Origin of the sequence: Nocardia neocaledoniensis (genome assembly GCF_003182135.1) — a bacterium.
In the GTDB taxonomy this organism is placed as follows: domain Bacteria; phylum Actinomycetota; class Actinomycetes; order Mycobacteriales; family Mycobacteriaceae; genus Nocardia; species Nocardia neocaledoniensis.
The window spans coordinates 154,378-180,366 of sequence record NZ_QGTL01000005.1 but is presented as its reverse complement, the minus strand read 5'-3'; the positions used below and the strand labels follow the sequence as shown (position 1 = coordinate 180,366).

1 protein-coding gene is annotated in these 25,989 nt (G+C 72.8%); it reads right to left on the bottom strand.

The features are described 5' to 3' along the window. Positions 1-6 precede the first annotated feature (6 nt). A complete protein-coding gene (locus DFR69_RS35260; protein ID WP_244198291.1) occupies positions 7-25,989 on the bottom strand; it encodes a type I polyketide synthase in 25,983 nt (8,660 codons plus the stop codon).

Here is a 25,989-nt window from a genome sequence, read left to right as displayed (position 1 = left end):
GGTCCTTCAGTCCTCGGAGGCGTTGTTGTAGGCCAGGTCGATCAAGCCGTCGATGTCGAGGTCGTCGATCGACTCCTCGGTGACGGTCTCCTCGACGTCGTCCTGGCTGTCCTGCCCGTTCGTCAACTTCATGAGTGCGTCCAGCAGGCCCGCCTCGCGCAGGCGGGCGAGCGGAATGGTCCGCAGCGCGTCGCGAATGCTGTTCTCCGACAGCTCCGTCGCCGGTTCCGGCGCCGGCTGGCCGCCCAGCTCGCCGAGCAGGTAGTCGGCCAGCGCCCGCGGTGACGGGTAGTCGAACACGGCGGTCGCGGGCAACCGCAGCCCCGTCGCCGCCACGAGGGCGTTGCGGAACTCGACGGCGGAGATCGAGTCGAAGCCCAGCTCACTGAAGGGCCGATCCGGCGCGATGGCGTTCGCGTTGCCGTGCCCCAGAATCGTCGCGACCTGACCGCGCACGATCTCCACCAACACGTCGAGGCGTTCGCCCTCGGGCGTGCTCGTCAACCGCGCCCGCAGCGCCGCCGACGCCCCCGAGGCCGCCTTCCGCCGCTGCGGGACCAGCCCGGACAGCAGCGCCGGCACCGCGGATCCCGCGCCGCGCAGGGCGTCGAGATCCAGGCGGGCCAGCACGGGCGCCGCCACGGCCAGCTCGGTCACCGCGTCGAACAGGGTCAGTCCCTGCTCCGCCGACAGCGGCAGCATGCCCGACCGCGACATCCGGCGCCGCTCGGTGGCACCGAGCTCCGCCGCCATCCCGCTGTCCATGTTCCACAGGCCCCAGGCCAGCGACGTGCCGGGCAGCCCGGCCGCCCTGCGGTGCGCCGCGAGCGCGTCCAGGCAGGCGTTGGCCGCGGCGTAGTTGCCCTGCCCCGCGTTGCCGAAGACGCCCGCCGCCGAACTGAACACGACGAACGCGCGCAACGGCAGCTCGGCGGTCAGCTCGTGCAGGTGCAGGGCCGCGTCGACCTTGGGCCCGAACACCGCGTCCACGCGGGCCGGGGTGAGCGACGCGACGGCGCCGTCGTCGAGCACGCCGGCGAGGTGGAACACGCCGGTGAGCGGATGCTCGGCGGGCACGTCGGCCAGCACCGCGGCCAGCGCGGCACGGTCGGCGACATCGCACGCGACGACCTCGACCTCGGCGCCGAGCTGCCGCAGTTCCTCGCGCAGCTCGGTCGCGCCGGGCGCGGACGCACCGCGCCTGCTGAGCAGCAGCAGGCGCCGGACACCTCGCGCGGCCACCAGGTGCCGGGCGAACAGCCCACCGAGATAGCCACCGGCGCCGGTGATCAGGACGGTCTCGTCGGGATCGAACGAAGCGGGCGCGTGCGCGTCCGTTGCCGCGACGCGGGCGAGTCGCGCGACATGGACGCGCCCGCCGCGGACGGCCACCTGAGGCTCTTCGGCGGCCAGGATCCCGCCGAGCACACCGTCGAGGCCGGCATCGCTGTCGACCAGGACGATCCGGCCGGGATGCTCCGACTGCGCGGCCCGCACCAGGCCGCCGACCGCGGCACCGGCGAGATTCGTGATGTCCTCGCCGGCCACCGACACCGCGCCCGTGGTCGCGACCACCAGCACGGACTCGCCGAACCGTGGCTCGGCGAGCCAGTCCTGCAGCACCGCGAGCACCGCATGGATGGCGGCGCGGACGGTGACGGGATCATTGCCCGACGGGCAGTCCAGGACCACCACCGGCGGCGCCTGCTCCGCCGCGCCGAGGTCGGACCAGGCGACGGCCTCGATCTCGTTCTCGGACACCGTGATCGGTGACCAGTCGACATCGAAGACAGCCGTGCGGGCCAGGGGCGCACCCGCGGTGAGCTGTGCGGGATCGATCGGCCGCGAGGCCAGATGCCGCACCGTCGCCACCGCGGCACCGGTCGAATCCGCCAGGTCCAGCGCGACCCCGCGCTCACCGATCCGTGTCAGCCGGACTCGCAGCGCGTCGGCTCCCGCCGCGTGCACGGTGACGCCGGACCACTCGAACGGCAGCACCAGACCGCTGTCCGCCGAGGCGGATCCGTCGGCGAAACGCAAGGCGTGCAACGCCGCGTCGAGCAGCGCGGGATGGATACCGAACCGGTTCGCCTCCGCGCGCGCGGTCTCGGGCAACGCGACCTCGGCGTACAGCCCGTCGTCGCCGCGCCAGACCGCGCGCAGGGCCTGGAAGACCGGGCCGTAGTGGTATCCCTGCTCGTCGAGGGCGTCATAGACCCCGTCGATATCCACCGGCACCGCGTCCGCGGGCGGCCAGGCCACCAGATCGACGGCGGTGCTGTCGCTCTCGGTCGCGAGCGCACCCGCGGCGTGCACCGTCCAGGGCGTGTCGACGGCGTCGTCGGTGCGGGAGAAGATCCGCACGCGGCGACGACCGGCCGCGTCCTCGGCGTCGACCACCACGCGCACGGCCGCACCGGCCGCGTCCGGGAGCACCAGCGGCGCCCGCAGGACGAGTTCGTCCAGCGCGGGGCAGCCGAGCTGTTCGCCCGCGTGCATCGCGAGTTCGACCAGTCCGGTGCCGGGGACCAGCACGGTGTCCATGACCGCGTGGTCGGCCAGCCAGGGCTGGGTCCGGACCGACAGTCGCCCGCTGAGCGCGATCGTGTCGGATTCCGGCTGCGACGCCACGGCCGACACCAGGGGGTGCCCGGTGGCGGCGAAACCCATCGACCTGGCGTCACCAGCGGCGGCGGCGCCGGGGGCGAGCCAGTAGCGCTGACGCTGGAAGGCGTAGGTCGGCAGGTCGACGCGCCGAGCTCCGGTCCCGATGTACAGGCGGGCCCAGTCGACCTCGGCGCCGGTGACGAACAACCCCGCCACCCCGGCGAGCACGGCGGCGGCATCCGCCCGGCCCCGGCGCGCCGGCGCCACCACCGACGGCACCACGGGCACAGTCAACTCCTCGACGATCTGGTTGATCATCGGGAACAGCACGGCGTCCGGCCCGACTTCGGCGAACCGAGACACGCCCAGCTCCGCCATCGCGGCGACCGCATCGGCGAACCGGACCGTGTCGCGAACCTGACCCACCCAGTACGCCGGATCGGTCATCTCCTCGGTGACCCGGGCACCGGTCACGGTCGATACCAACGGGATCGAGGGCCGACCGAACACCAAACCCTCGATCGCCGAAGCGAACTCGGCCAGCATCGGCTCCATCAACGCCGAGTGGAACGCATGCGACACACGCAAACGGTGTGTGCGCCAGCCACGTTCGGCGCACAGTGCCGCCATCGTGCGGATCTCGTCCTCGCTACCGGACAAGACGACCGACGCTGGCCCGTTGACCGCCGCGATCGAGATCGCGCCGGACAGCAACGCCGTCACGTCGGCCTCGGCGGCGCCCACGGCGAGCATCGCGCCACCGGCGGGCAGCGCCTGCATGAGCCTGCCGCGCGCGGCCACCAGGACACACGCGTCCTCGAGAGACAACACCCCGGCCACGTGCGCGGCCGCGACCTCACCGATCGAATGACCCGCGACGACATCCGCACGCACACCCCACGACTCGAGCAGGCGGAACAGCGCCACCTCGAACGCGAACAACCCCGCCTGGGTGAAGACCGTCCGGTCTATCAGCTCCTCGCTCGCCAACGCCGCTTCGAGCGAAACCGGCTGTCCCAGCAGCGGATCGAGCTGAGTGACGATCGCGTCGAAATGTTCGGCGAACACCGGACAGGCCGTACGCAGCTCGACGGCCATCCCGGCCCACTGCGCCCCCTGCCCGGAGAACACCACACCCGTCGACCCCGGCACCACGCGGCCGGACACGACGCCCGGCAGCGCCTCGCCCCGGCTCAGTGCCTGGGTCCCGGCCACCAGCGCGGCCGGTTCGGTCGCGAGCACCACGGCCCGGTGATCGAACAGCATCCTCGAATCGACCAGGGAGAAGCCCACATCGATCGGATCGTCCCGGTGATCGGCCACCCGCGCGGCCAGCCGGGCGGCCTGCTCGGCGAGCGCGTCGGCGCCGCGGGCGGAGAGCACCCACGGGAGGACGCCGCCCGCCGGATCGGTCCGGTGCCCGTCCACGGGGTCCGCCGCGGGCGCCTGTTCGATGATGAGGTGCGCGTTGGTGCCGCTGAGCCCGAACGAGGACACCGCCGCGCGACGCGGCCGATCCACCTCCGGCCACGACACCGGCTCGGTGAGCAGGCGGACCTGTCCCGCGGACCAGTCCACCTTCGTGGACGGCTGATCCACGTGCAGGGTGCGCGGCAGCTCGCCGTGGCGCATGGCCATGACCATCTTGATCACGCCACCGACACCGGCGGCGGCCTGCGCGTGCCCGATGTTGGATTTCAGCGAGCCCAGCCACAGCGGCCGCGCGGCATCGCGATCCCGGCCGTAGGTGGCCATCAGCGCCTGCGCCTCGATCGGATCGCCCAGCGTCGTGCCGGTGCCGTGGGCCTCTACCGCGTCGACCTCGATCGCGGGCACCCCGGCGTTCGCGAGCGCCTGGCGGATCACCCGCTGTTGCGACGGCCCGTTCGGGGCGGCGAAGCCGTTCGACGCGCCGTCCTGGTTCACCGCCGAGCCCGCGAGCACCGCCAGCACCGCGTGACCGTGGCGCCGGGCGTCGGACAACCGCTCGAGCACCAGCACACCCGCGCCCTCGGCCCAGGCGACGCCGTCGGCCGCGTCGGCGAAGGACTTGCAGCGACCGTCCGGGGACAGTCCGCGCTGGCGGCTGAACTCGAGGAACATGTCCGGCGCGGACATCACGGCCACGCCGCCTGCCAGCGCCAGGTCGCACTCCCCCGTCCGCAGCGACTGCGCGGCCAGATGCACCGCGACCAGCGACGACGAACAGGCCGTATCCACCGATACCGCGGGGCCTTCCAGGCCCAGCGTGTAGGCGATGCGGCCGGAGACCAGACTGCCGCCCGCGTTGTTGCCGGTCCCGGCGCCCTGGGCGTAGTCGTGGTACATCACGCCGGTGAACACGCCGGTCGAGCTGCCCCGCAGCGCGCCCGGATCGACACCGGCCCGCTCCAGCGCCTCCCACGAGACCTCGAGCAGTACCCGCTGCTGCGGATCCATCTGCAGCGCTTCATTGGGACTGATCCCGAAGAAGTCCGCGTCGAAATCGGCTGCGGAGTACAGGAATCCACCGTGACGGGTGTAGGTCTTGCCTGCCTTGCCCGGCTCGGGATCGTAGAGGCCCTCGATGTCCCAGCCTCGATCGTCCGGCAGCGCGCCGGTGGTCTCCCCACCGGCGGCGACCAGCCGCCACAGATCCTCCGGTGAGGTGATGCCGCCCGGGTAGCGGCACCCCATCGCCACCACGGCGATCCGGTCGTCGCCGACCGCCGTTCCCGTGGTGACGCCCACGTCCCGGCTGGTACCGGTGAACTCGGCATCGATGTGCTCGGCGACGAGTCGCGGGTTGGGGAAATCGAAGATCAGCGTGGCGGGCAGGTGCAGACCCGTCGCGGTATTGAGCCTGTTGCGGAAGTCGATGGCGCCCAACGAGTCGAACCCGAGTTGCTGGAACGCCTGCTGCGGTTCGATGGCGGCGCCGGAGCCGTGCCCGAGCACCTCCGCGGCGGTGTCGCGGACGAGTTCGAGCAGGGCGGCGCCCCGCTCGTCCCCGGACAGACCGGCGAGCCGCTGAACGAATGCCTGCCCGGCCGCGGTCCGGGTCGCCCGGCGCGCCGGAACGGGCGCGAGTGCCCGCAGCAGGGCGGGGATCTGTTCGCCTCGGGTGCGCAGGACCGCCGGGTCGACCCGCAGCGCCACGGTCTGGGCGGTCTCGGTGGCGATCGCGGCGTCGAACAGGGCCAAGCCCTCGGCCTCGGTCAGCGGCGGGAAGCCGAGCCGGGCCATCCGGTCGAAGTCGTCGTCGGAGAGCTCGACGCCGAGACCGCTCGCGCGTGCCCACAGGCCGTAGTCGATCGCGGTGGCGGGCAGCCCGAGCGCGCGGCGGTGCGTCGCGAGGGCGTCGAGGAAGACGTTCGCCGCCGCGTAGTTGGCCTGCCCGGCGGCCAGGACCAGCCCGCCCGCCGAGGACACCAGGACGAACAGCGACAGGGTGGCATCGCGGGTGAGTTCGTGCAGATGCCACGCGGCATCGGCCTTGGGCCCGAACACCTTCCCGATCCGGTCGGGCGTCATCGCCTCGATGACGCCGTTGTCCGCGACGCCGGCCGCGTGCACGACGCCCACCAGCGGATGCTCGTCCGCGATGCCGGCCAGCAGGGTGGCCAGCGCGCTGCGATCCGCCACGTCACAGGCGGCGACGTCGACCCGCGCGCCGAGCGCGACGAGTTCGTCGCGCAGTGCGGGAGCACCGGGCGCGTCCAGGCCGCGTCGCGACGTCAGGAGCAGGTGGCGCACACCGTGTTCGGTCACCAGGTGCCGGGCGAGCACCGCGCCGAGCCCACCGGTGCCGCCGGTCACCAGCACGGTGCCCGCCGCGAGCGACGGAGTGGCCGCGCCGGGAACGTGGCGGTCCAGTCGCGGTACCAGCAACGTCCCGGCACGCAGCGCCGCTTCGGGTTCCGCGGCGGCGGCCGCGGCCGCGACGGCGATCGGATCGTGCGCGCCGTCGAGGTCGAGAAGCTGGAAGCGACCGGGGTGCTCGGCCTGCGCGGCCCGCACCAGACCCCAGACGGGAGCCTGGTCGAGCCGCACCGGATCGGCCTCGGTGGCGGCGATGCCGTGTCCGGTCGTCACCACCAAACGAGAACCGGCGAAACGGGATTCGGTCAGCCAGCCCTGGATGGTCGCCAAGACTTCGGTCAGCACCCCGTGAGCCGCCTGCGGCGGCGCGGCGTCGTCGCTCGGGCTCGCGAGCAGCACGATCTCGGGGACGGCCGCGTCCGGGTTCGCGTCGAGGTCTGCGACCAGTGCCGCGAGATCACCGTAGTGACGCACCGCGTCGGTGTCGCCGCTCCAGCGCAGCGTCGCCACACGGTCGGGCGCCACGGTCGTGGCGGGCGCGGCGACGGGATTCCAGGACAGCCGGAAGAGGGATTCCGGGCCGTGGTCGACGCCGAGACGATCGGCCGAGACCGGCCGAGACACCAGCGCGCCGACCGACAGCACCGGGCGCCCCTCGCCGTCGGCGAGTTGTACCGCGAACCTGGTGCCGTCGACCACGATCCGCACCCGCACCGCGCTCGCGCCCTTGGCGTGCGACACCACGCGGTTCCAGGTGAACGGCAGTGCCGGGAAGTCCCCGACACCGTCGCGGAGACCGTGCACGATCCCCACGTGCAGCGCGGCGTCGAGCAGCGCCGGGTGAACGCCGAAATCGGTGCCGTCCCGGGGGTCCGGCAGCGCGACCTGGGCGAACAGCTCGTCGCCACGCCGCCAGGCCGTCTGCAGACCCTGGAAGAAGGGGCCGTAGCCGTAGCCGAGATCGAACAGGTCGTCGTAGGCGCCCACGAGGGACGTCGGCTCGGCATCGGTCGGCGGCCACACGGCCAGATCGAAGCCGGGGGTCGGATCACCTTGGGCGAGAACACCTTCGGCGTGCAGTGCCCACGGTCCTTCGTCGGTCTGCCGCGAGTGCACGGTCAGCCGACGGCGTCCCGCCTCGTCGGCGGCGACCACGACCTGGACCGCGACGCTGCCTTGGGCGGGCATCGTCAACGGGGTCTGCAGGACGAGCTCGTCCACCACCTCGTAGCCGAGGACCCCACCGACGTAGCTCGCCAGCTCGACGAATCCGGTGCCGGGCAGCAGCACCACGCCGAGCACACTGTGGTCGGCCAGCCAGGGCATCGAGTCCACCGACCACCGGCCGGTGAAGATCACCTCCCCCGAGGACGGATGCGCCACCATCGCGCCCAGCAGCGGGTGTTCCACCGGCGCCAGGCCCGCCGAACCGACCCCGCCGAGTTCGGCGCCCAGCCACGACTTCGCCAGCACCTGCCGGGGATCGAGCCAGAACCGCTCGTGCTGGAAGGCGTAGGTGGGCAGGTCGACGCGCCGGCCACCGCCGTACAGCGCGGCCCAGTCCACGGCGGCGCCGGCGACGAACAGCCCGGCCACCCCCTTCGACACCGTGGCCGCATCGGCGTGACCGCGACGCGCCGTGGGCACGATCGCCGGGGCGGTGGCCTGCTGCCCGGTCTCGGTGATCTGCGCGATCATCGGCGCCAGCGCCGCGTCGGGGCCCACCTCGGCGAACCTCGACACACCCAGATCGCTCATCGTGGCGACCGCGTCGGCGAACCGGACGGTGTCCCGAACCTGCCCGACCCAGTACGCCGGATCGGCCATCTCCTCGGTGACCCGGGCACCGGTCACCGTCGACACCAACGCCATGGTGGGCCGCCCGAAGGTCACACCCTCGATCGCCGAGGCGAACTCGGCCAGCATCGGTGCCATCAACGCCGAATGGAACGCATGCGACACACGCAAACGGTGTGTGCGCCAGCCACGTTCGGCGCACCGGTCGGCGACGGCGTGCACCGCGTCGGCGACGCCGGACAGCACCACCGACGACGGACCGTTCACCGCCGCGATCGACACCCCGTCGGCGCCGGCCAGCAACGGCAGGACATCGACCTCGGACGCACCGATCGCGACCATGGCGCCACCGGCGGGCAACGCCTGCATCAACCGGCCACGCGCCGCCACCAGCACACACGCGTCCGCCAGCGACAACACCCCGGCCACATGCGCGGCAGCGACCTCACCGATCGAATGACCCGCGACGACATCCGCACGCACACCCCACGACTCGAGCAGCCGGAACAGCGCCACCTCGAACGCGAACAACCCCGCCTGCGCGAACACCGTCCGATCGACCGCGTTCTCGTCCACCAACGCCGCTTCGAGCGAAACCGGCTGTCCCAGCAGCGGATCGAGCCCTGCGACGATCGCGTCGAAATGTTCGGCGAACACCGGATACGCCGCGCGCAACTCCACCGCCATCCCGGCCCACTGCGCCCCCTGCCCGGAGAACACCACACCCGTCGAACCCGGCACCACCCGGCCGGACACCACCTCGGGGGCGTTCTCGCCACGGCTCAACGACCGCACTCCCGCGACCAGCCCGGCCCGATCCCCGGCCAGGACGACGGCACGGTGGTCGAACACCGCGCGCGTGGACGCCAGCGAGAAGCCCACGTCCACCGGATCCAGATCCCGCTCGGCCACCTGCGAAGCCAGGCGTTCGGCCTGCGCCACCAGCGCCTGTCCGTTGCGAGCAGAGATCACCCAGGGCAGCAGATCGGCTGCGGGCACGGTGCCCGCCGGCTCCTGCGCCGCCGTCTGGGCCTGTTCGATGATGACGTGCGCGTTGGTGCCGCTGATCCCGAACGAGGACACCCCCGCCCGCCGCGGCCGATCCACCGCCGGCCACGCCACGGATTCGGTCAGCAGCCGGACGTGCCCCTGCGACCAATCCACCTTGGAACTGGGCGTTTCCACGTGCAGCGTCCTGGGCAGCACGCCGTGCCGCATCGCCATGACCATCTTGATCACCCCGCCGACACCGGCCGCCGCCTGCGCGTGACCGATGTTCGACTTCAGCGACCCCAGCCACAGTGGCCGGTCTTCGGCACGCCCCTGGCCGTAGGTGGCCAAGACGGCTTGGGCCTCGATCGGGTCGCCCAGCGTCGTCCCGGTGCCGTGGGCTTCCACCACGTCCACCTCGGTCGGCGCGATTCCGGCGTTGGCCAGCGCCTCCCCGATCACCCGCGCCTGCGAGGGGCCGTTCGGCGCGGTCAGCCCGTTCGACGCGCCGTCCTGGTTCACTGCCGATCCGGTCAGCACGGCGAGCACCTGATGACCGTTGCACTCGGCATCGGAGAGGCGCTCCAGCACCAGGATGCCGACGCCTTCGGCCCAACCGACACCGTCGGCGCTGTCGGAGAAGGATTTGCATCTGCCGTCGGCCGACAGCCCGCGCTGCCTGCTGAACTCCACGAACGTCTCCGGCGTGGCCATCACGGTCACGCCGCCGGCCAGCGCCAGGTCGCATTCGCCGGTCCGCAGCGAGGCCGCGGCCGAATGCATGGCCACCAGCGACGACGAGCACGCCGTGTCCACCGTGACCGACGGCCCCTCCAACCCGAACACATACGAGACCCGCCCGGAGGCAATGGATCCCGCGTTCGCGTTGGCCGGGTAGTCGTGATACATCATGCCGACCCAGACGCCGGTCCGGCTGCCCTTCAGCGCGCCCGGGTCGACCCCGGCCCGCTCGAAGGCCTCCCAGGAGGTCTCCAGCAGCAGGAACTGCTGCGGATCCATCAGCGCGGCCTCGTTGGGACTGATGTTGAAGAACGCCGGATCGAATTCGCCTGCGGTGTGCAGGAATCCACCCTCGCGGGTGTAGGTGCTGTTCGGCTTCTCCCCGGCCGCGTCGTAGAGCCGATCGGTGTCCCAGCCGCGGTTCGCCGGGAACGGCGACGCCGCGTCCGTCCCCGTCGCGACGAGATTCCACAGGTCCTCGGGGGAACCGACGCCGCCCGGGTACCGGCACGCCATGCCGACGATGGCGATGGGTTCGTCGAGGTGCCGGGTCGCCGGCGCCTTGTGCGGGGACCGCTCCGGGACGGCGAGTTGGTGGTCGGCAAGCTCGCCGGCCAGGTGTTCGGCCAGCGCCCGGGGTGACGGGTAGTCGAACACCACGCTCGCGGGCAGCCGCAGGCCGGTCGCGGTCGCGAGCGCGTTGCGGAACTCGACCGCGGAGATCGAATCGAAGCCCAGTTCGATGAAGGCCCGGTCGGGGGCGATCGCGTGCGCGTTGCGGTGGCCCAGCGTCGCCGCGACCTGACCGCGGACGGCGTCGACGAGGACACCGAGGCGCTCGCCCTCGGGGGTGGCGGCCAGCCGGGTGCGCAGCTCCGAGCCGCCGGCCGAGGCGGCGCGGCGACGGGCCGGAGTCAGCGCCGACAGCAGGGCCGTCGCGGACCCGGTGGTGCGGATGCCGTCCAGGTCGAGCCGGGCCAGCACGGGTGCGACCGCGTCGATTCCGGCGGCGGCCTCGAACAGCGCCAGGCCCTGTTCGGCCGTCAGCGGCAGCAGGCCCGACCGGGACATCCGGCGGCGCTCGGTGTCCCCGAGCTCGGCGCCCATGCCGCCGTCGGCGCCCCACAGGCCCCAGGCGAGCGACTGTCCGGGACGCCCGGACGCCCGGCGATGCGCTGCCACGGCGTCCAGACAGGCGTTGGCGGCGGCGTAGTTGCCCTGGCCGGGATTGCCGAAAGTGCCTGCCGCCGAACTGAACAGCACGAATGCCCGCAGCGGCAGTGTGGCGGTCAGCTCGTCGAGGTGCAGCGCGGCGTCGACCTTCGGCCGCAGGACCGCGTCCATCCGGTCGGGGGTGAGCGCGGCGATCGCGCCGTCGTCGAGCACACCGGCGGTGTGGAACACCCCAGCGAGCGGACGGTCCCCCGGGACAGCGGCAAGCACCGCGGCGAGCGCGGCACGGTCGGCGACGTCGCACGCGGCGAACTCGACCTCGGCCCCGAGCTGCCGCAGCTCGTCGCGCAGTTCGGCCGCTCCGGGAGCGGACGCGCCGCGCCTGCTCAGCAGCAACAGGTGGCGCGCTCCACGTGTGGTCACCAGATGGCGGGCGAACAACCCGCCGAGATAGCCGCTGGCGCCGGTGATCAGGACGGTCTCGTCCGGCGCGAAGGGCTCGCCGGTGGCCGACGAGGGTGTCGCCCGGACGAGTCGCGCGGCGAAGACCTGCCCGCCGCGCACCGCCACCTGCGGCTCCTCGGCGGCCAGGATTCCACCCAACAGTCCATCGATGTCGGAATCGCTGTCCACCAAGATGATTCGGCTGCGACTCTCGGCCTGTGCCGTGCGGACCAGGCCTGCCACGGCGGCGCCCGCGAGGTTCGGCACGTCCTCCCCGGCCACCGAGACCGCACCGCTGGTCCGGACGATCAGGTTCGACTCGTCGAAGCGCTCGTCACCGAGCCACGACCGCAGAACCCGCAGCACCTCGTTCGTCGCGCCGCGGACCGTGTCCGGCGTGGTGCCCGCCGGGCAGTCCAGCACCACCGTCGCGGGCGTCTCGTCATCCAGCTCGGCCCACGAGACCGCGTCGATTCCGGTGCCGGTCACCGTGATCGGCGTCCACTCGACCTCGAACACGGCGCTGCGGGCGATGGCGGCGCCGGTGGTGAGCTGCGCGGGATCGATGGGCCGCGACGACAGCCGCCGCACCGTCGCGACCGGGGCACCGGTCGCGTCCGCCAGATCCACGGCCACGGCGCGGTCACCCAGCCGGGTCAACCGCACCCGCAGCGCGCCGGCGCCCGCCGCGTGCACCGTGACGCCGGACCACTCGAACGGCAGCTCGGGGCCCGCGTCCTCGGCGCGCAGGTGGCCGGCGAGGCGCAGGGCGTGCAGCGCGGCGTCGAGCAGCGCCGGATGCACGCCGAACGTCCGGCCGTCCTGTGGATCGGCGAGCGCGACTTCGGCGAACACGTCCTCACCGCGCTGCCATGCCGCGCGCAGACCCTGGAAGGCGGGACCGTACCCGTAGCCGGCATCGTGCAGCTCGTCGTAGAGGCCGTCGACGTTCAGCGCCCGCGCGCCCGTGGGCGGCCACGCCGTGAGTTCCACGGCGGGTACGGCCGCGGTCGGTGCGAGGGCACCTTCGGCATGGAGCGACCAGGTCGGCGCGTCGTCGTCACCGTCCGGGCTGGAGAAGACGCGGACCCCGCGCCGGCCGGTCTCGTCCGCGGGATCGACCACGATGCGCACCGCGGCTCCCCCGGATTCCGACAGCACCAGCGGGGCGCGCAGCACCAGATCGTCGAGGGTCGAGCAGCCGACCCGCTCTCCCGCGTACAGGGCGAGCTCGACGAATCCGGTGCCGGGGAACACGACGGTGCCCAGCACGAGATGGTCGGCCAACCACGGATGCGTCTGGACCGACAGGCGACCGGTCACGATCATCGCCTCGGAGTCCGGCTGCGACACCACCACCGAGACCAGCGGATGCGCGGTCGCCACCAGGCCCAGGGCCCGCGCGTCACCGGTGGAGCCCGCGGGCATCCAGTACCGGCGGCGCTGGAAAGCGTAGGTGGGCAGGTCGATTCGCCGCGCTCCGGTACCGGCGTACAGGCCCGCCCAGTCGACGTCCGCGCCGGCGACGAACACCTTCGCCAGGCCGTTCGCCAGCTCGGCCCCGCCCCGACGTGACAGCGCGGCCACCGTCGCGGCGGTGTCGTCCCCGCTGTCGAGGGTCTGCGTGATCATCGGGGTCAGCACCGCGTCGGGGCCGAGCTCGGCGAATCGGGAAACACCCAGCTCCGCCATCGTGGTGACCGCGTCGGCGAACCGCACGGTGTCGCGGACCTGGCCGACCCAGTAGGCGGGATCGGTCATCTCCTCGGTGATCCGGGCGCCGGTCACCGTCGACACCAGCGCGGTGGTGGGCTTCCCGAAGCGCAAACCCTCGATGGCCGAGGTGAACTCGGCCAGCATCGGTTCCATCAGTGCCGAATGGAAGGCGTGCGAAACACGCAGACGGGTGGTGCGCCATCCCTGTTCGGCGCACTGCGCGGCGACGGCGACGACCTCGGATTCGCTGCCGGAGAGCACCACCGAAGCCGGCCCGTTGACCGCCGCGATCGAGACCGCGCCGTCCACCAGCAGCGGCAGCACGTCCGACTCAGCGGCCCCGACGGCGAACATCGCGCCGCCGTCGGGCAGCGCCTGCATCAACCGGCCGCGCGCGGCCACCAGCACACACGCGTCCGCCGACGACAGCACTCCGGCCACGTGCGCGGCCGCGACCTCTCCGATCGAATGACCAGCCACGACATCGGGCCGCAGACCCCATGATTCGAGCAGCCGGAACAGCGCCACCTCGAACGCGAACAGACCCGCCTGCGCGAAGACGGTCCGGTCGACGAGAGCATCGTCCGACAGCGCCGCAGTCAGCGAATCGGTTTGTCCCAGCAGCGGATCCAGCTCCGCCACGATCGCGTCGAAGTGTTCGGCGAACAGCGGATACGCCGCCCGCAATCCGTCGGCCATGCCCGCCCACTGCGCGCCTTGACCGGAGAAGACGAACCCGGTGGATCCCGCGGCGGCACGACCGGACACCACGCCGGGTGCCTGATCGCCGGTGGCCAGCGCACGGACGCCCGCGAGCAGACCTTCCCGGTTCTCGGCCACGACGACAGCGCGGTGCTCGAACACCGCGCGGGTGGCCGCCAGGGAGAAGCCGACGTCGGCCGAGTCGTGGTCACCGACCCGCTCCGCCAGCCGGGCCGCCTGCGCAGCGAGAGCCTCCGCGCTGCGGGCCGAGATCACCCACGGCCGCGCCGCAGGTCCCGACACCGGCGCCGGCGCCTCGGCCGGCACCGTGGTGGGCGGAGCCTGCTCCACGATGAGGTGGGCGTTGGTGCCGCTGATCCCGAACGAGGACACCCCCACACGCCGCGGCCGATCCACCTCCGGCCACGCCACCGGCTCGGTCAGCAACCGGACATGGCCCTCGGACCAGTCGACCTTGGTGCTGGGACGATCGACGTGCAGGGTGCTGGGCAGGACCCCGTGGCGCATCGCCATGATCATCTTGATCACGCCGCCGACCCCCGCGGCGGCCTGCGCGTGACCGATGTTCGACTTCAGCGAGCCCAGCCACAGCGGCCGGTCCTCGGCCCGCTCCCGACCGTAGGTGGCCAGCAGCGCCTGCGCCTCGATCGGATCGCCCAGCGTCGTGCCGGTGCCGTGGGCCTCGACCACGTCAACGTCGGCCGGTGCCACACCCGCGTTGGCCAGTGCCTGCCGGATCACCCGCTGCTGCGAGGGCCCGTTCGGCGCCGAGAAGCCGTTCGACGCGCCGTCCTGGTTCACCGCCGAACCCGCGAGCACCGCGAGCACTTCGTGGCCGTGGCGACGGGCGTCCGAGAGCCGTTCCAGGACGAGGACACCGGCGCCCTCGGACCAGCCGACGCCATCGGCGCTGTCGGAGAACGACTTACACCGCCCGTCCGGCGACAGTCCCCGCTGCCTGCCGAACTCGAGGAACATGTCCGGGGTGCCCATCACGGCCACGCCACCGGCCAGCGCCAGATCGCATTCGCCGGACCGCAGCGACTGCGCGGCCAGATGCAGGGCCACCAGCGAGGACGAGCACGCGGTGTCCACGGTGACCGACGGTCCTTCCAGACCGAACACATAGGACACCCGGCCCGACACCAGGCTGCCCGCGGCACCGCTGCCGGAGCCGGTGCGCTGCGCGTAGTCGTGGTACATCAGGCCGGTGAAGACGCCGGTCGCGCTGCCGCGCAGCCTCGCCGGGTCGACACCGGCGCGCTCCAGCGCCTCCCACGAGATCTCCAGCAGCAACCGCTGCTGCGGGTCCATCATGGTGGCTTCGTTGGGGCTGATCCCGAAGAAGTCGGCGTCGAATTCCGCCGCGGAATAGAGGAATCCGCCTTGCCGGGTGTAAGTCTTGCCCGGCGTGCCCGGTTCCGGATCGTAGATGCCGTCGAGATCCCAGCCGCGATCCGACGGCATCTCGCCGGTGGCGTCGGTGCCGGAGGTGACCAGGTGCCACAGGTCCTCGGGGGAGGCGACGCCGCCGGGGTAGCGGCAGCTCATGGCCACCACCGCGATCGGGTCGTCGCCCGTGCGGACCCGGCTGATCACCGGCTCGTCGGCCACTGCGGTGCCGGTGAGCTGGGACGCGAGGTGCTCGGCGACGATCTGCGCGCTCGGGTAGTCGAAGACGAGGGTGGCCGGCAGCTGCAGGCCGGTGGCGGCATTGAGCTTGTTGCGGAACTCGACGGCGGTCAGGGAGTCGAAGCCGAGTTCCTGGAACGCCTGCGTCGGTTCGACGGCCTCGGCCGACGCGTGTCCGAGGGTCGCGGCGGCCACCGATCGCACGAGATCGAGCAGGGCACGCGCGCGGTCGGTCTCGGTCAGACCGGCCAGCTCGAGCGCGAAGGCCTGACCGGCGGCGGTCCTGGTCTGGCGGCGGGCCGGGGCCGGCGCCAACGAGCGGACCAGCGCGGGAATCTGCTCGCCCCGCGTGCGGAGCATCGCTGCGTCGACCCGCAAGGCCACCAGCTGGGCGGTGTCGGTCGCGATGGCGGCGTCGAACAGCGCCAGGCCGTCCGCCTCGGTCAGCGGGGGGAAGCCCTGGCGGCGCATGCGCTCGAAGTCGTCGTCGCTCAGTTCGACACCGAGTCCCGACGATCGGGCCCACAGCCCGTAGTCCACCGCTGTCGCGGGCAATCCGAGACTCCGCCGGTGGGCGGCGAGCGCGTCGAGGAAGACATTCCCCGCGGCGTAGTTCGCCTGCCCCGCCGCCAGCACCAAGCCGCCCGCGGACGAGATCAACACGAACATCGACAGCGGCGCGTCCCTGGTCAACTCGTGCAGATGCCATGCCGCGTCCACCTTGGGCGCGAACACGTGATCGAGACGCTCGGCCGTGATCGATTCGATCAGCCCGTTGTCCGAGGTCCCCGCCGCGTGGACGACGCCGGTCAAGGGATGCTCGACCGCGAGGCCGTCCAGCAATGCCGCCAGCGCGGACCGATCCGACACGTCGCACGCGGCGACGGTGACGTCGGCGCCGAGCTCGGTCAGCTCGGCACGCAGCTCGGCGGCCCCCGGAGCGTCGGGACCACGCCGCGAGGTCAGCAGCAGCCGGCGGACACCGTGTTCGGCCACCAGGTGCCGGGCGATCACCGCGCCGAGTCCACCCGTTCCACCGGTCACGAGCACGGTGCCAGGCTCGGTCGAGCGGACGTGCGCACCGGGCGCGTGACGGCGCAGGCGCGGGACGTACGCGGTGGTTCCGCGTACGGCGGCCTCGGGTTCGGTCGCGGCAGCGGCCGCCGCGGCGCGTGGGTCACCCTCGGCGTCCAGATCCAGCAGCTGGAACCGGCCCGGGTGTTCGGCCTGCGCGGCCCGCAGCAAACCCCACACCGGTGCCTGGGCCAAGTCCACCGACTCGTCATCGGCGACGGCCACCGCACGGCGCGTCACAACCACCAAACGCGAACCGGCGAAACGAGGTTCGGCCAGCCAGCCACGCAGCGTGTCGAGCACCTCGATCGCGATCCGGCGGGCCGCCACGGGCGGCGCGCCCTCGGCAGTGGGGCATTCGAGCAGCACGAGTTCGGGCGGCAGGGCATCGGGGTTCGCGTCCAGCTCGGCGATCAACGCCGCGAGATCCTCACCGCGCCCGTCGAGTACCACCACCCGGTCCGGCTCGACCTGCGCCGTGGACGACGCGGCGGCAACCCACTCCACGCCGAAGAGGGCGTCCGACACCGCGCCCGCGCTCAGCCGATCGGCCGAGACCGGCCGGGAGATCAACGCGCCGACCGACAGGACGGGTCGGCCCCGCGGATCGGCCAGCTGGACCGAGAAGCGGTCGCCGCGCAGCACGATCCGGACGCGGACCGCCGCGGCGCCCGCCGCGTGCAGCAGCACGCGGTTCCAGCTGAACGGGAGCGCGGGGAATCCGTCGACGCCGCCGCGCAGGCCGTGCACGATCGCGGCGTGCAGCGCGGCGTCGAACAGGGCGGGGTGGATGCCGAAACCCTTGGCGTCCTGTGGATCCGGAAGCGCGACCTCGGCGAACACCTCGTCGTCGCGCTGCCACGCGGCCCGCAGGCCCTGGAAGGCGGGGCCGTAGCCGTAGCCGATGTCGAGCAGGTCGTCGTAGGCACCGTCGACGTCCAGCGGCCGCGCGTCGGCCGGTGGCCAGGTGGCGAGGTCGAAGTCCGCCGCCTCGCCGGCGGGGGCGAGCACGCCTTCGGCGTGGAGCACCCAGGCATCCGCGGCCTGCCTGCGCGAGTGCACGCTCAGGCGCCGTCGTCCGGCTTCGTCCGGGGCCGCCGCCACGACGTGCACGGCGACATCGCCGTCGGCCGTCAGGGTCAGCGGCGTGTGCAGGACGAGTTCGTCGACCATGTCGCAGCCGAGCAGGCCACCGACGTGTGCGGCCAGTTCCACGAAGCCGGTGCCGGGCAGCAACACCGTGCCCAGCACGCTGTGGTCGGCCAGCCAGGCCACCGAGTCCAGCGACCACCGGCCGGTGAAGCTCACCGCGCCCGACTCGGGGTGCGCTACGACGGCGCCGAGCAGCGGGTGTTCCGCCGCGTCGAGCCCGACCGCGGAGGCACCGCCCAGTTCGGCGCCGAGCCAGGACCGTGCCAGCATCCGCTTGGCGTCGAGCCAGAACCGTTCGTGCTGGAAGGCGTAGGTGGGCAACTCGATTCGCCGCGCGCCCGTTCCGGCGTAGCAGCCGGACCAGTTCACCTCGGCGCCCGCCACGAACAGCGCGGCCACCGCACCGGTGACGGTCGTCGCGTCCGCGCGGTCGCGGCGGGCCACCGCGACGGTCGTGGCGTCGGGGAGCGTCTGGGCGACCATCGGGGTCAGCACGGCATCCGGTCCGACCTCGGCGAATCGGGAGACTCCCGAGCCGGCCATCGTGGCGAGGGCATCGGCGAACCGCACCGTGTCCCGCACCTGCCCGACCCAGTACGCCGGGTCGCTCATTTCGTCGACGACGGCCGCGCCGGTCACCGTGGACACCAGCGCAACGGTGGGCCGAGCGAACGTCAAACCCTCGATCGCCGAAGCGAACTCGCCCAGCATCGGCTCCATCGACGCCGAGTGGAAGGCATGCGACACCCGCAGACGACGGGTGCGCCAACCGCGCTCGGCGCACGCCTCGACCACCGCGACGACCGCGTCCTCAACCCCGGACAGCACCACCGACGACGGCCCGTTCACCGCCGCGATCGACACGCCCTCCGTCAGCAGCGGGAGTACCTCGGCCTCCGGCGCACCGACAGCCACCATCGCACCACCAGCGGGCAACGCCTGCATCAACCGGCCACGCGCCGCCACCAGCACACACGCGTCCGCCAGCGACAACACCCCGGCCACATGCGCGGCAGCGACCTCACCGATCGAATGACCCGCGACGACATCCGCACGCACGCCCCACGATTCGAGCAACCGGAACAGCGCCACCTCGAAAGCGAACAACCCCGCCTGCGCGAACACTGTCCGATCGACCAGGTCGTCGTCCGACAGCGCGGACGTCAGCGAAACCGGCTGTCCCAGCGCCGGTTCCAGCTCCGCGACGATCGCATCGAACACCTCGGCGAACACGGGGTAGGCGACGCGGAGTTCACCCGCCATGCTGGCCCACTGCGCACCCTGCCCGGAGAACACGACGCCCGTCGAACCCGGCGCCACCCGGCCGGACACCACGCCGGCCGCCGGCTCGCCCGCGGCCAGCGCCCGCACGCCGGCGAGCAGACCGTCCCGGCCCTCGGCCACCACCACGGCCCGGTGCTCGAAGACACCGCGCGTCGACGCCAGCGAGAACCCGACGTCGAGCGGATCTCGGTCGGCCGCGTGCGATGCCAGCCGCGCGGCCTGCGCGGCCAGCGCCTCGCCGCCGCGTGCCGACAGCATCCACGGCACTGCGGGAACAGTTCGGACCTCGGGAACCGGCGCGACAACCGTCTCGGGGACCTGCTCGATGATGAGGTGCGCGTTGGTGCCGCTGATACCGAAGGAGGACACGCCCGCACGTCGTGGCCGATCTCCCTCCGCCGGCCACGCCACCGGCTCGGTCAGCAGCCGGACATGTCCCTCGGACCAATCGATCTTGGTCGACGGCTGATCGACGTGCAGGGTCTTGGGCAGCACACCGTGCCGCATCGCCATGATCATCTTGATCACGCCACCCACGCCGGCCGCCGCCTGGGCGTGACCGATATTGGATTTCAGCGACCCCAGCCACAGCGGCCGGTCCGCGGACCGCTCCTGGCCGTAGGTGGCCAGCAGCGCCTGCGCCTCGATCGGATCGCCCAGCGTCGTGCCGGTGCCGTGGGCCTCCACCACGTCGACGTCGACGGCCGAGACCCCGGCATTGGCCAGGGCCTGGCGGATGACGCGCCGCTGCGAGGGACCGTTCGGCGCGGTGAGCCCGTTGGACGCGCCGTCCTGGTTCACGGCCGAACCGGCGATCACCGCGAGCACGTCGTGGCCGTTGCGGCGCGCGTCGGACAGCCGTTCCAGCACGAGCATGCCCGCGCCCTCGGACCAGGCGACACCGTCGGCCGCGTCCGAGAAGGACTTGGACCGGCCGTCCGGCGACAGTCCACGCTGCCTGCTGAACTCCACGAAGGTCTCCGGCGTCGCCATCACGGTCACGCCGCCGGCCAACGCCAGATCGCACTCACCCGAGCGCAGCGACTGGGCCGCCAGGTGCATGCTCACCAGGGACGACGAACATGCCGTGTCCACGGTGACCGAGGGCCCCTCCAGGCCGAGGACGTACGAGATCCGGCCGGAGGCAATGGATCCCGCGTTCGAGTTGGCCGGATAGTCGTGGTACATCATGCCGGCGAAGACGCCGGTCGCGCTGCCGCGCAGCAGGGCGGGATCGACGCCCGCCCGCTCGAACGCCTCCCAGGAGGTCTCCAGCAGCAGGAACTGCTGCGGATCCATCAGCGCGGCCTCGTTGGGACTGATGTTGAAGAACGCCGGATCGAATTCGCCCGCGGTGTGCAGGAATCCACCCGAACGCGTGTACGTGGTGTGCGGTGTCTCCCCGGTCGGGTCGTACAGCCGCTCGGTGTCCCAGCCGCGGTTCACCGGGAACTCCGAGGTCGCGTCGGTCCCGGTCAGCACCAGCTGCCACAGGTCCTCGGGCGAGCCGACCCCGCCCGGGTAGCGGCATGCCATGCCGACGATGGCGATCGGTTCGCCGCCGAAGTCCTGCGCGGCGGTGACCGCCACGGTGTGCCCGGCGCCGGTGAGCTCGTCGGTCAGGTGCTCGGCCAGCGCCCGCGGGGTCGGGTAGTCGAAGACGACCGCGGCCGCCAGCGACAGGCCGGTGGCGGTCTTGAGGCGGTTGCGCAGCTCGACCGCGCCCAGCGAATCGAAGCCGAGGTCCTGGAAGGCGCGATCGGGATCGATCGCCGACGCGCCGTCGTGGCCGAGGACGGCCGCGATGTGGGTACGCACGGTCTCGAGCACCAGCTGCCGTTGCCGACCGGCGTCCAGGCCCGAAAGCCGGTGCCGTAAGCCCGCTCCCACGACGGCGAGCGCGCCGGAGCGACGCACCGCGGGCGCCAGCGCGCGCAGCAGCGGGGGCAGTGTCCCGGCTTCGGAGCCGGTACGGATCGCGGCGGTGTCGACGGTGGCGATCACCGCGTGCGGCGTGCGGCGTTCGAGCGCGGTGTGCCAGCCCGCCAGCGCCGTCTCGTCCGGCAGCGCGGTGAAGCCGGCCCGGCTCATCCGGGCCAGGTCGGCCTCGCCGAGCTGCCCGGCCATTCCGCCGGAGCGTGCCCATGGTCCCCACGCCAGCGACTGCCCCGCGAGCCCACGGGCGCGCCGATGCGCGATCAGTCCGTCCAGGAAGGCGTTGGCGGCCGCGTAGTTGCCCTGCCCTGGACCACCGAGGGTGCCCGAGATCGAGGAGAACACCACGAACGCGGTCAGGTCCAGGTGCGCGGTCGCGCGGTGCAGATGCCATGCGGCGTCGGCCTTCGGCGCCAAAACGGCGTCCACCCGCTCGGCGGTCAGGGAGCCGATCACCCCGTCGTCGAGCACACCGGCGGCGTGGATCACTCCGGTCAGCGGGGACTCCGCCGGGATGTCGGCCAGCAGGCCTGCCACCGCGTCGGCGTCGGTGACATCGCACGCCACCACCCGCACCCGCGCGCCCGACTCCGCCAGCTCGTCGCGCAAGGCCGCGACGCCCTCGGCGCCGGGTCCGCGCCGACTCACCAGCAGCAGCGACCGCACGCCGTGCTCGGCCACCACGTGCCGGGCGACCACGGCACCCAGATCACCGGTGCCGCCGGTGATCAGCACCGTTCCGGTGCCGAACGCCGAGTCGGCGGTCGAGGACGTCTCGAGGGGCGCGGGCCGGGTGAGCCGCGCGGTGTGGGCGACGCCGTCCCGCAGGACGACCTGGGGCTCGGCCACGGCCACGATGGCCGCGGCGGCACCGCCGTCGAGGTCACCGTCGGTGTCCACCAGGATGATTCGGCCCGGATCCTCGGACTGCGCGGACCGCACCAGACCCCATACGGCGGCACCGGCGAGATCGGTGAGCTCCTCCCCCGCCACCGCGACCGCGCCGCGGGTGACGACCACCAGCGTGCTCGCGCCGAAGCGGTCCTCCGACAACCACGCCTGGACCACCGCGAGAACGCGGGCGACCTCCGCATGGGTGGCGGCCACCACGTCGTCGGCGGCGGCCGCGGTCCCGGCCTCGAGCACCACCACCGGCGGCACCGCGGCCTCCGTGTCCAGCCGGTCCCACAGAACCGGCTCGAAATCCGCTGCGGGCACGGTTGATTCGACCGGCGACCACACGACTTCCAGCAGCGGATCGCCCCCGGCGCTCGCCCCCGCGGTCAGCTCTTCCAGCCGTACCGGGCGAGGCGTCACCGAGCCCGACAACACCGGCTGACCCTGCTCGTCCGACGCCGACAGCGCCACCGCGGAGCCGGTGGTGGCCAACCGAACCCGCAGCACCGACGCCTCGGCCGCGCGCAACGCGACCGACTCCCACGAGAACGGCAGCACGACCTGCCCGGCCGCCACCGTGAACGGCGAATCCTGTTGTCCCACAGCACTGTCGACGGCGCCGGCCAGCAGGCCCGCGTGCAGCGCGCCGTCCAGCAGGGCCGGATGGATCCCGAACCCTTCGGCGCGCGCGCCACTTCCGGCGTCGACGGCGATCTCGGCGAAGACCTCCGAGCCGCGCCGCCACAGCGCCCGCACGCTCCGGAAGGCGGGGCCGTACTCGTAGCCCCGTTCCGCCAGGACCGCGTAGGCGGACTCGACGTCGAGATCGGTCGCCGCGGCGGGTGGCCAGGCGTCGATGGCCGGCGGGACCGAGTCGTCGAGGGTGGTCAGCCGGCCCTGCGCGTTCAGCAGCCACTGGCCGTCGGGGTCGTGCTCGCCGCGCGAGTAGATCGCGATCGGCCGCTGGGCCGACTCCGGCCCGCCGACGACCACCTGGATCTGCACGCCACCCGAGGCGGGCAGCAGCAGCGGCGCGTGCAGTGTCAGGTCGTCGATCACCGGGTATCCGGTTTCGGCGCCCGCTCGCAGGGCCAGCTCGACGAAACCGGTACCGGGGAGCAGCACCGATCCGCCGACCACGTGATCGGCCAGCCACGGCTGCGTCGCCGCGGACAACCGGCCGGTCAGCAGCACGTCGCCGGACTGCGCTTCCGAGACCACGGCACCGAGCAGCGGATGGCCCATCGCGCCGAGCCCCACCGACTCGACGCCCGCGGCGCCGAGCGCGGGTTCGAGCCAGAAGCGGCGGCGATCGAAGGCATAGGTCGGCAGTTCGACCCGGGCCGGGCTCGGGTCCGCGAGCACCGCGCTCCAGCGCACCGGCACCGAGCGCACCGACAAACGCGCGAGCGCGGTGAGGATCTCGGCGGGTTCGTCCCGCTCGGGGCGCAGCGTCGCCACGATGGTCGCCGCGTCGGGCAGGCACTCGGCGGCCAGCGCCGACAGCACCGCGTCGGGCCCCACCTCGACGAAGGTGTCCACGCCGTCGGCCCAGGCCGCGGCCACGGCGTCGGCGAAGCGCACCGGCCGGCGCACCTGGTCGACCCAGTACCGCGGCGAGCACCACAGGCCGGGATCGGCCACCGCGCCGGTGACGGTCGAGATCACCGGGATCCGGGGTGGATCGAAGCGCAGCGTCGCGACCACCTCGGCGAACCGCGCCAGCATCGGTGCCATCAGCGCGGAGTGGAAGGCGTGGCTGACGCGCAACCTCTTGACGCGACGCCCGCGCTCGCGCAGCTGCTCGGCGAGCGCGTCCACGGCCTCCGCCTGACCGGAGAGCACGACGGCCGCTGGGCCGTTGACCGCGGCCACATCGACTCCGTCGACGCCGTCGAGCAGCGGGGCGATCTCCTGTTCCCCGGCCTGCACCGCGAGCATCGCGCCGCCGGCGGGCAGGTCCTGCATCAACCGGCCGCGCGCCGCGACGAGCGTGCACGCGTCGGGCAGGCTCAGCACGCCGGCGACATGCGCCGCGGCGATCTCGCCGATGGAATGCCCGAACACCACGTCCGCGGTGACACCCCATGATTCGAGCAGGCGATACAACGCCACCTCGACCGCGAACAGCGCAGGCTGGGTCAGCCGGGTCTGCTCCAGATCGGTGCCGACGCTGATCGCGTCGCGCAGCGAGTGCCCGAGCAGCGGGTCGAGGTGGGCGCAGACCTGGTCGAAAGCCTCGGCGAACGCCGGGAACCGGGCGTACAGCTGCTGACCCATGTCCGTGCGCTGGGAGCCCTGCCCGGCGAACATCACGCCCACGCGCGCCGGCGCGGCGGAGCCGACGGCGACCTCGGGCGCCGGTTCCCCGGCCGCCACCGTGGCCAGGTGGCGCAGCAGCTCGGCGCGGTCGGTCCCGACGACCACGGCCCGATGCGGGAACAGCGTGCGCGTGGAGATCAGCGCATGCGCCACCTCGGCGGCCGACAGCGCGGGATCGGCGGCGACGAATTCGTGCAACCGCGCGGCCTGTGCGCGCAGCGAGGCCGCCGACTTCGCCGACACCACCCACGGAACCGGCACAGCCGCGACGTCTTCCGCGATGTCGACGTCGGCTCCCACCGCGGGCTCGACCGCCGGGGCCTGTTCCAGGACGACGTGGGCGTTGGTGCCGCTGATGCCGAAGGAGGACACCGCGGCCCGGCGCGGCCGGTCCGCGTCCCCGGGCCACTCCCGCTTGCTGGTCAGCAGCTCGATCGCGCCGGAGGACCAGTCCACGCGCGGGGTCGGCTCGTCGACGTGCAGGGTCGGCGGCAGCACCCCGTGCCGCATGGCCATGATCATCTTGATCATGCCGCCGACACCGGCCGCGGCCACCGAGTGACCGATGTTGGACTTCAGCGACCCGAGCCACAGCGGCCGCTTCGGGTCACGGTCGTGACCGTAGGTGGCGAGCAGGGCGTGCGCTTCGATCGGATCACCGAGCACCGTGCCGGTGCCGTGCGCCTCCACCGCGTCCACGTCGTCTGCCGCGAGGCGTCCGTTGGCCAGCGCGGCCCGGATCACCCGCTGCTGCGCGGGGCCGTTCGGCACGGTCAGGCCGTTCGAGGCGCCGTCCTGGTTGATCGCGGTGCCGCGGATCACCGCCCACACCTTGTGTCCGAGGCGCTGCGCGTCGGACAGCCGCTCCAGTACCAGCACGCCCGCGCCCTCGGCCCAGCCCGTCCCGTCCGCCGAGGCCGCGAACGACTTGCACCGGCCGTCGGCCGCCAGTCCGCGCTGCCGGGAGAACTCCACGAACATGCCCGGCGAGCCCATGACCGTCACGCCGCCAGCCAGGGCCATCGAGCACTCCCCCGAGCGCAGCGACTGCGCTGCCAGGTGCACCGCCACCAGTGACGAGGAGCAGGCGGTGTCCACCGACACCGCCGGTCCTTCGAGACCGAGCGCGTACGCGACGCGGCCCGACACCACGCTGCCGGTCGTGCCGGTCAGCAGGTAGCCGCGCAGATCCACCGGTCCCGCGTGCAGCATGTCGGCGTACTCGCCGTTCGACGCGCCGGCGAACACCCCGGTGTCGGAGCCACGCAGGGTCGCCGGGTCGATCCCGGCGCGCTCGAGCGCTTCCCACGCGGTCTCCAGCAGGATCCGCTGCTGCGGATCCATCGCCAGGGCCTCGCGCGGGCTGATCCCGAAGAACTCCGCGTCGAATTCCGCCGCGTCGTAGAGGAATCCACCCGAGCGGGTGTACGACTTCCCGCGGGCCCGCGGGTCCGGGTCGTAGAGCCCGTCCACATCCCATCCGCGGTCGGTGGGAAACTCACCGATGGCGTCGACGCCGTCCGCCACCAGATTCCACAGATCCTCCGGCGAGGCGACCCCGCCCGGATAACGACACCCCACACCCACCACGGCGATGGGCTCGGATTTCTGATCCTCGACTTCGCGCAGTCGCCTGCGGGTCTGGCGCAGATCGACCGTCAGTCGCTTCAGGTAATCCAGGGTCTTGTTGTCGTCGACCAT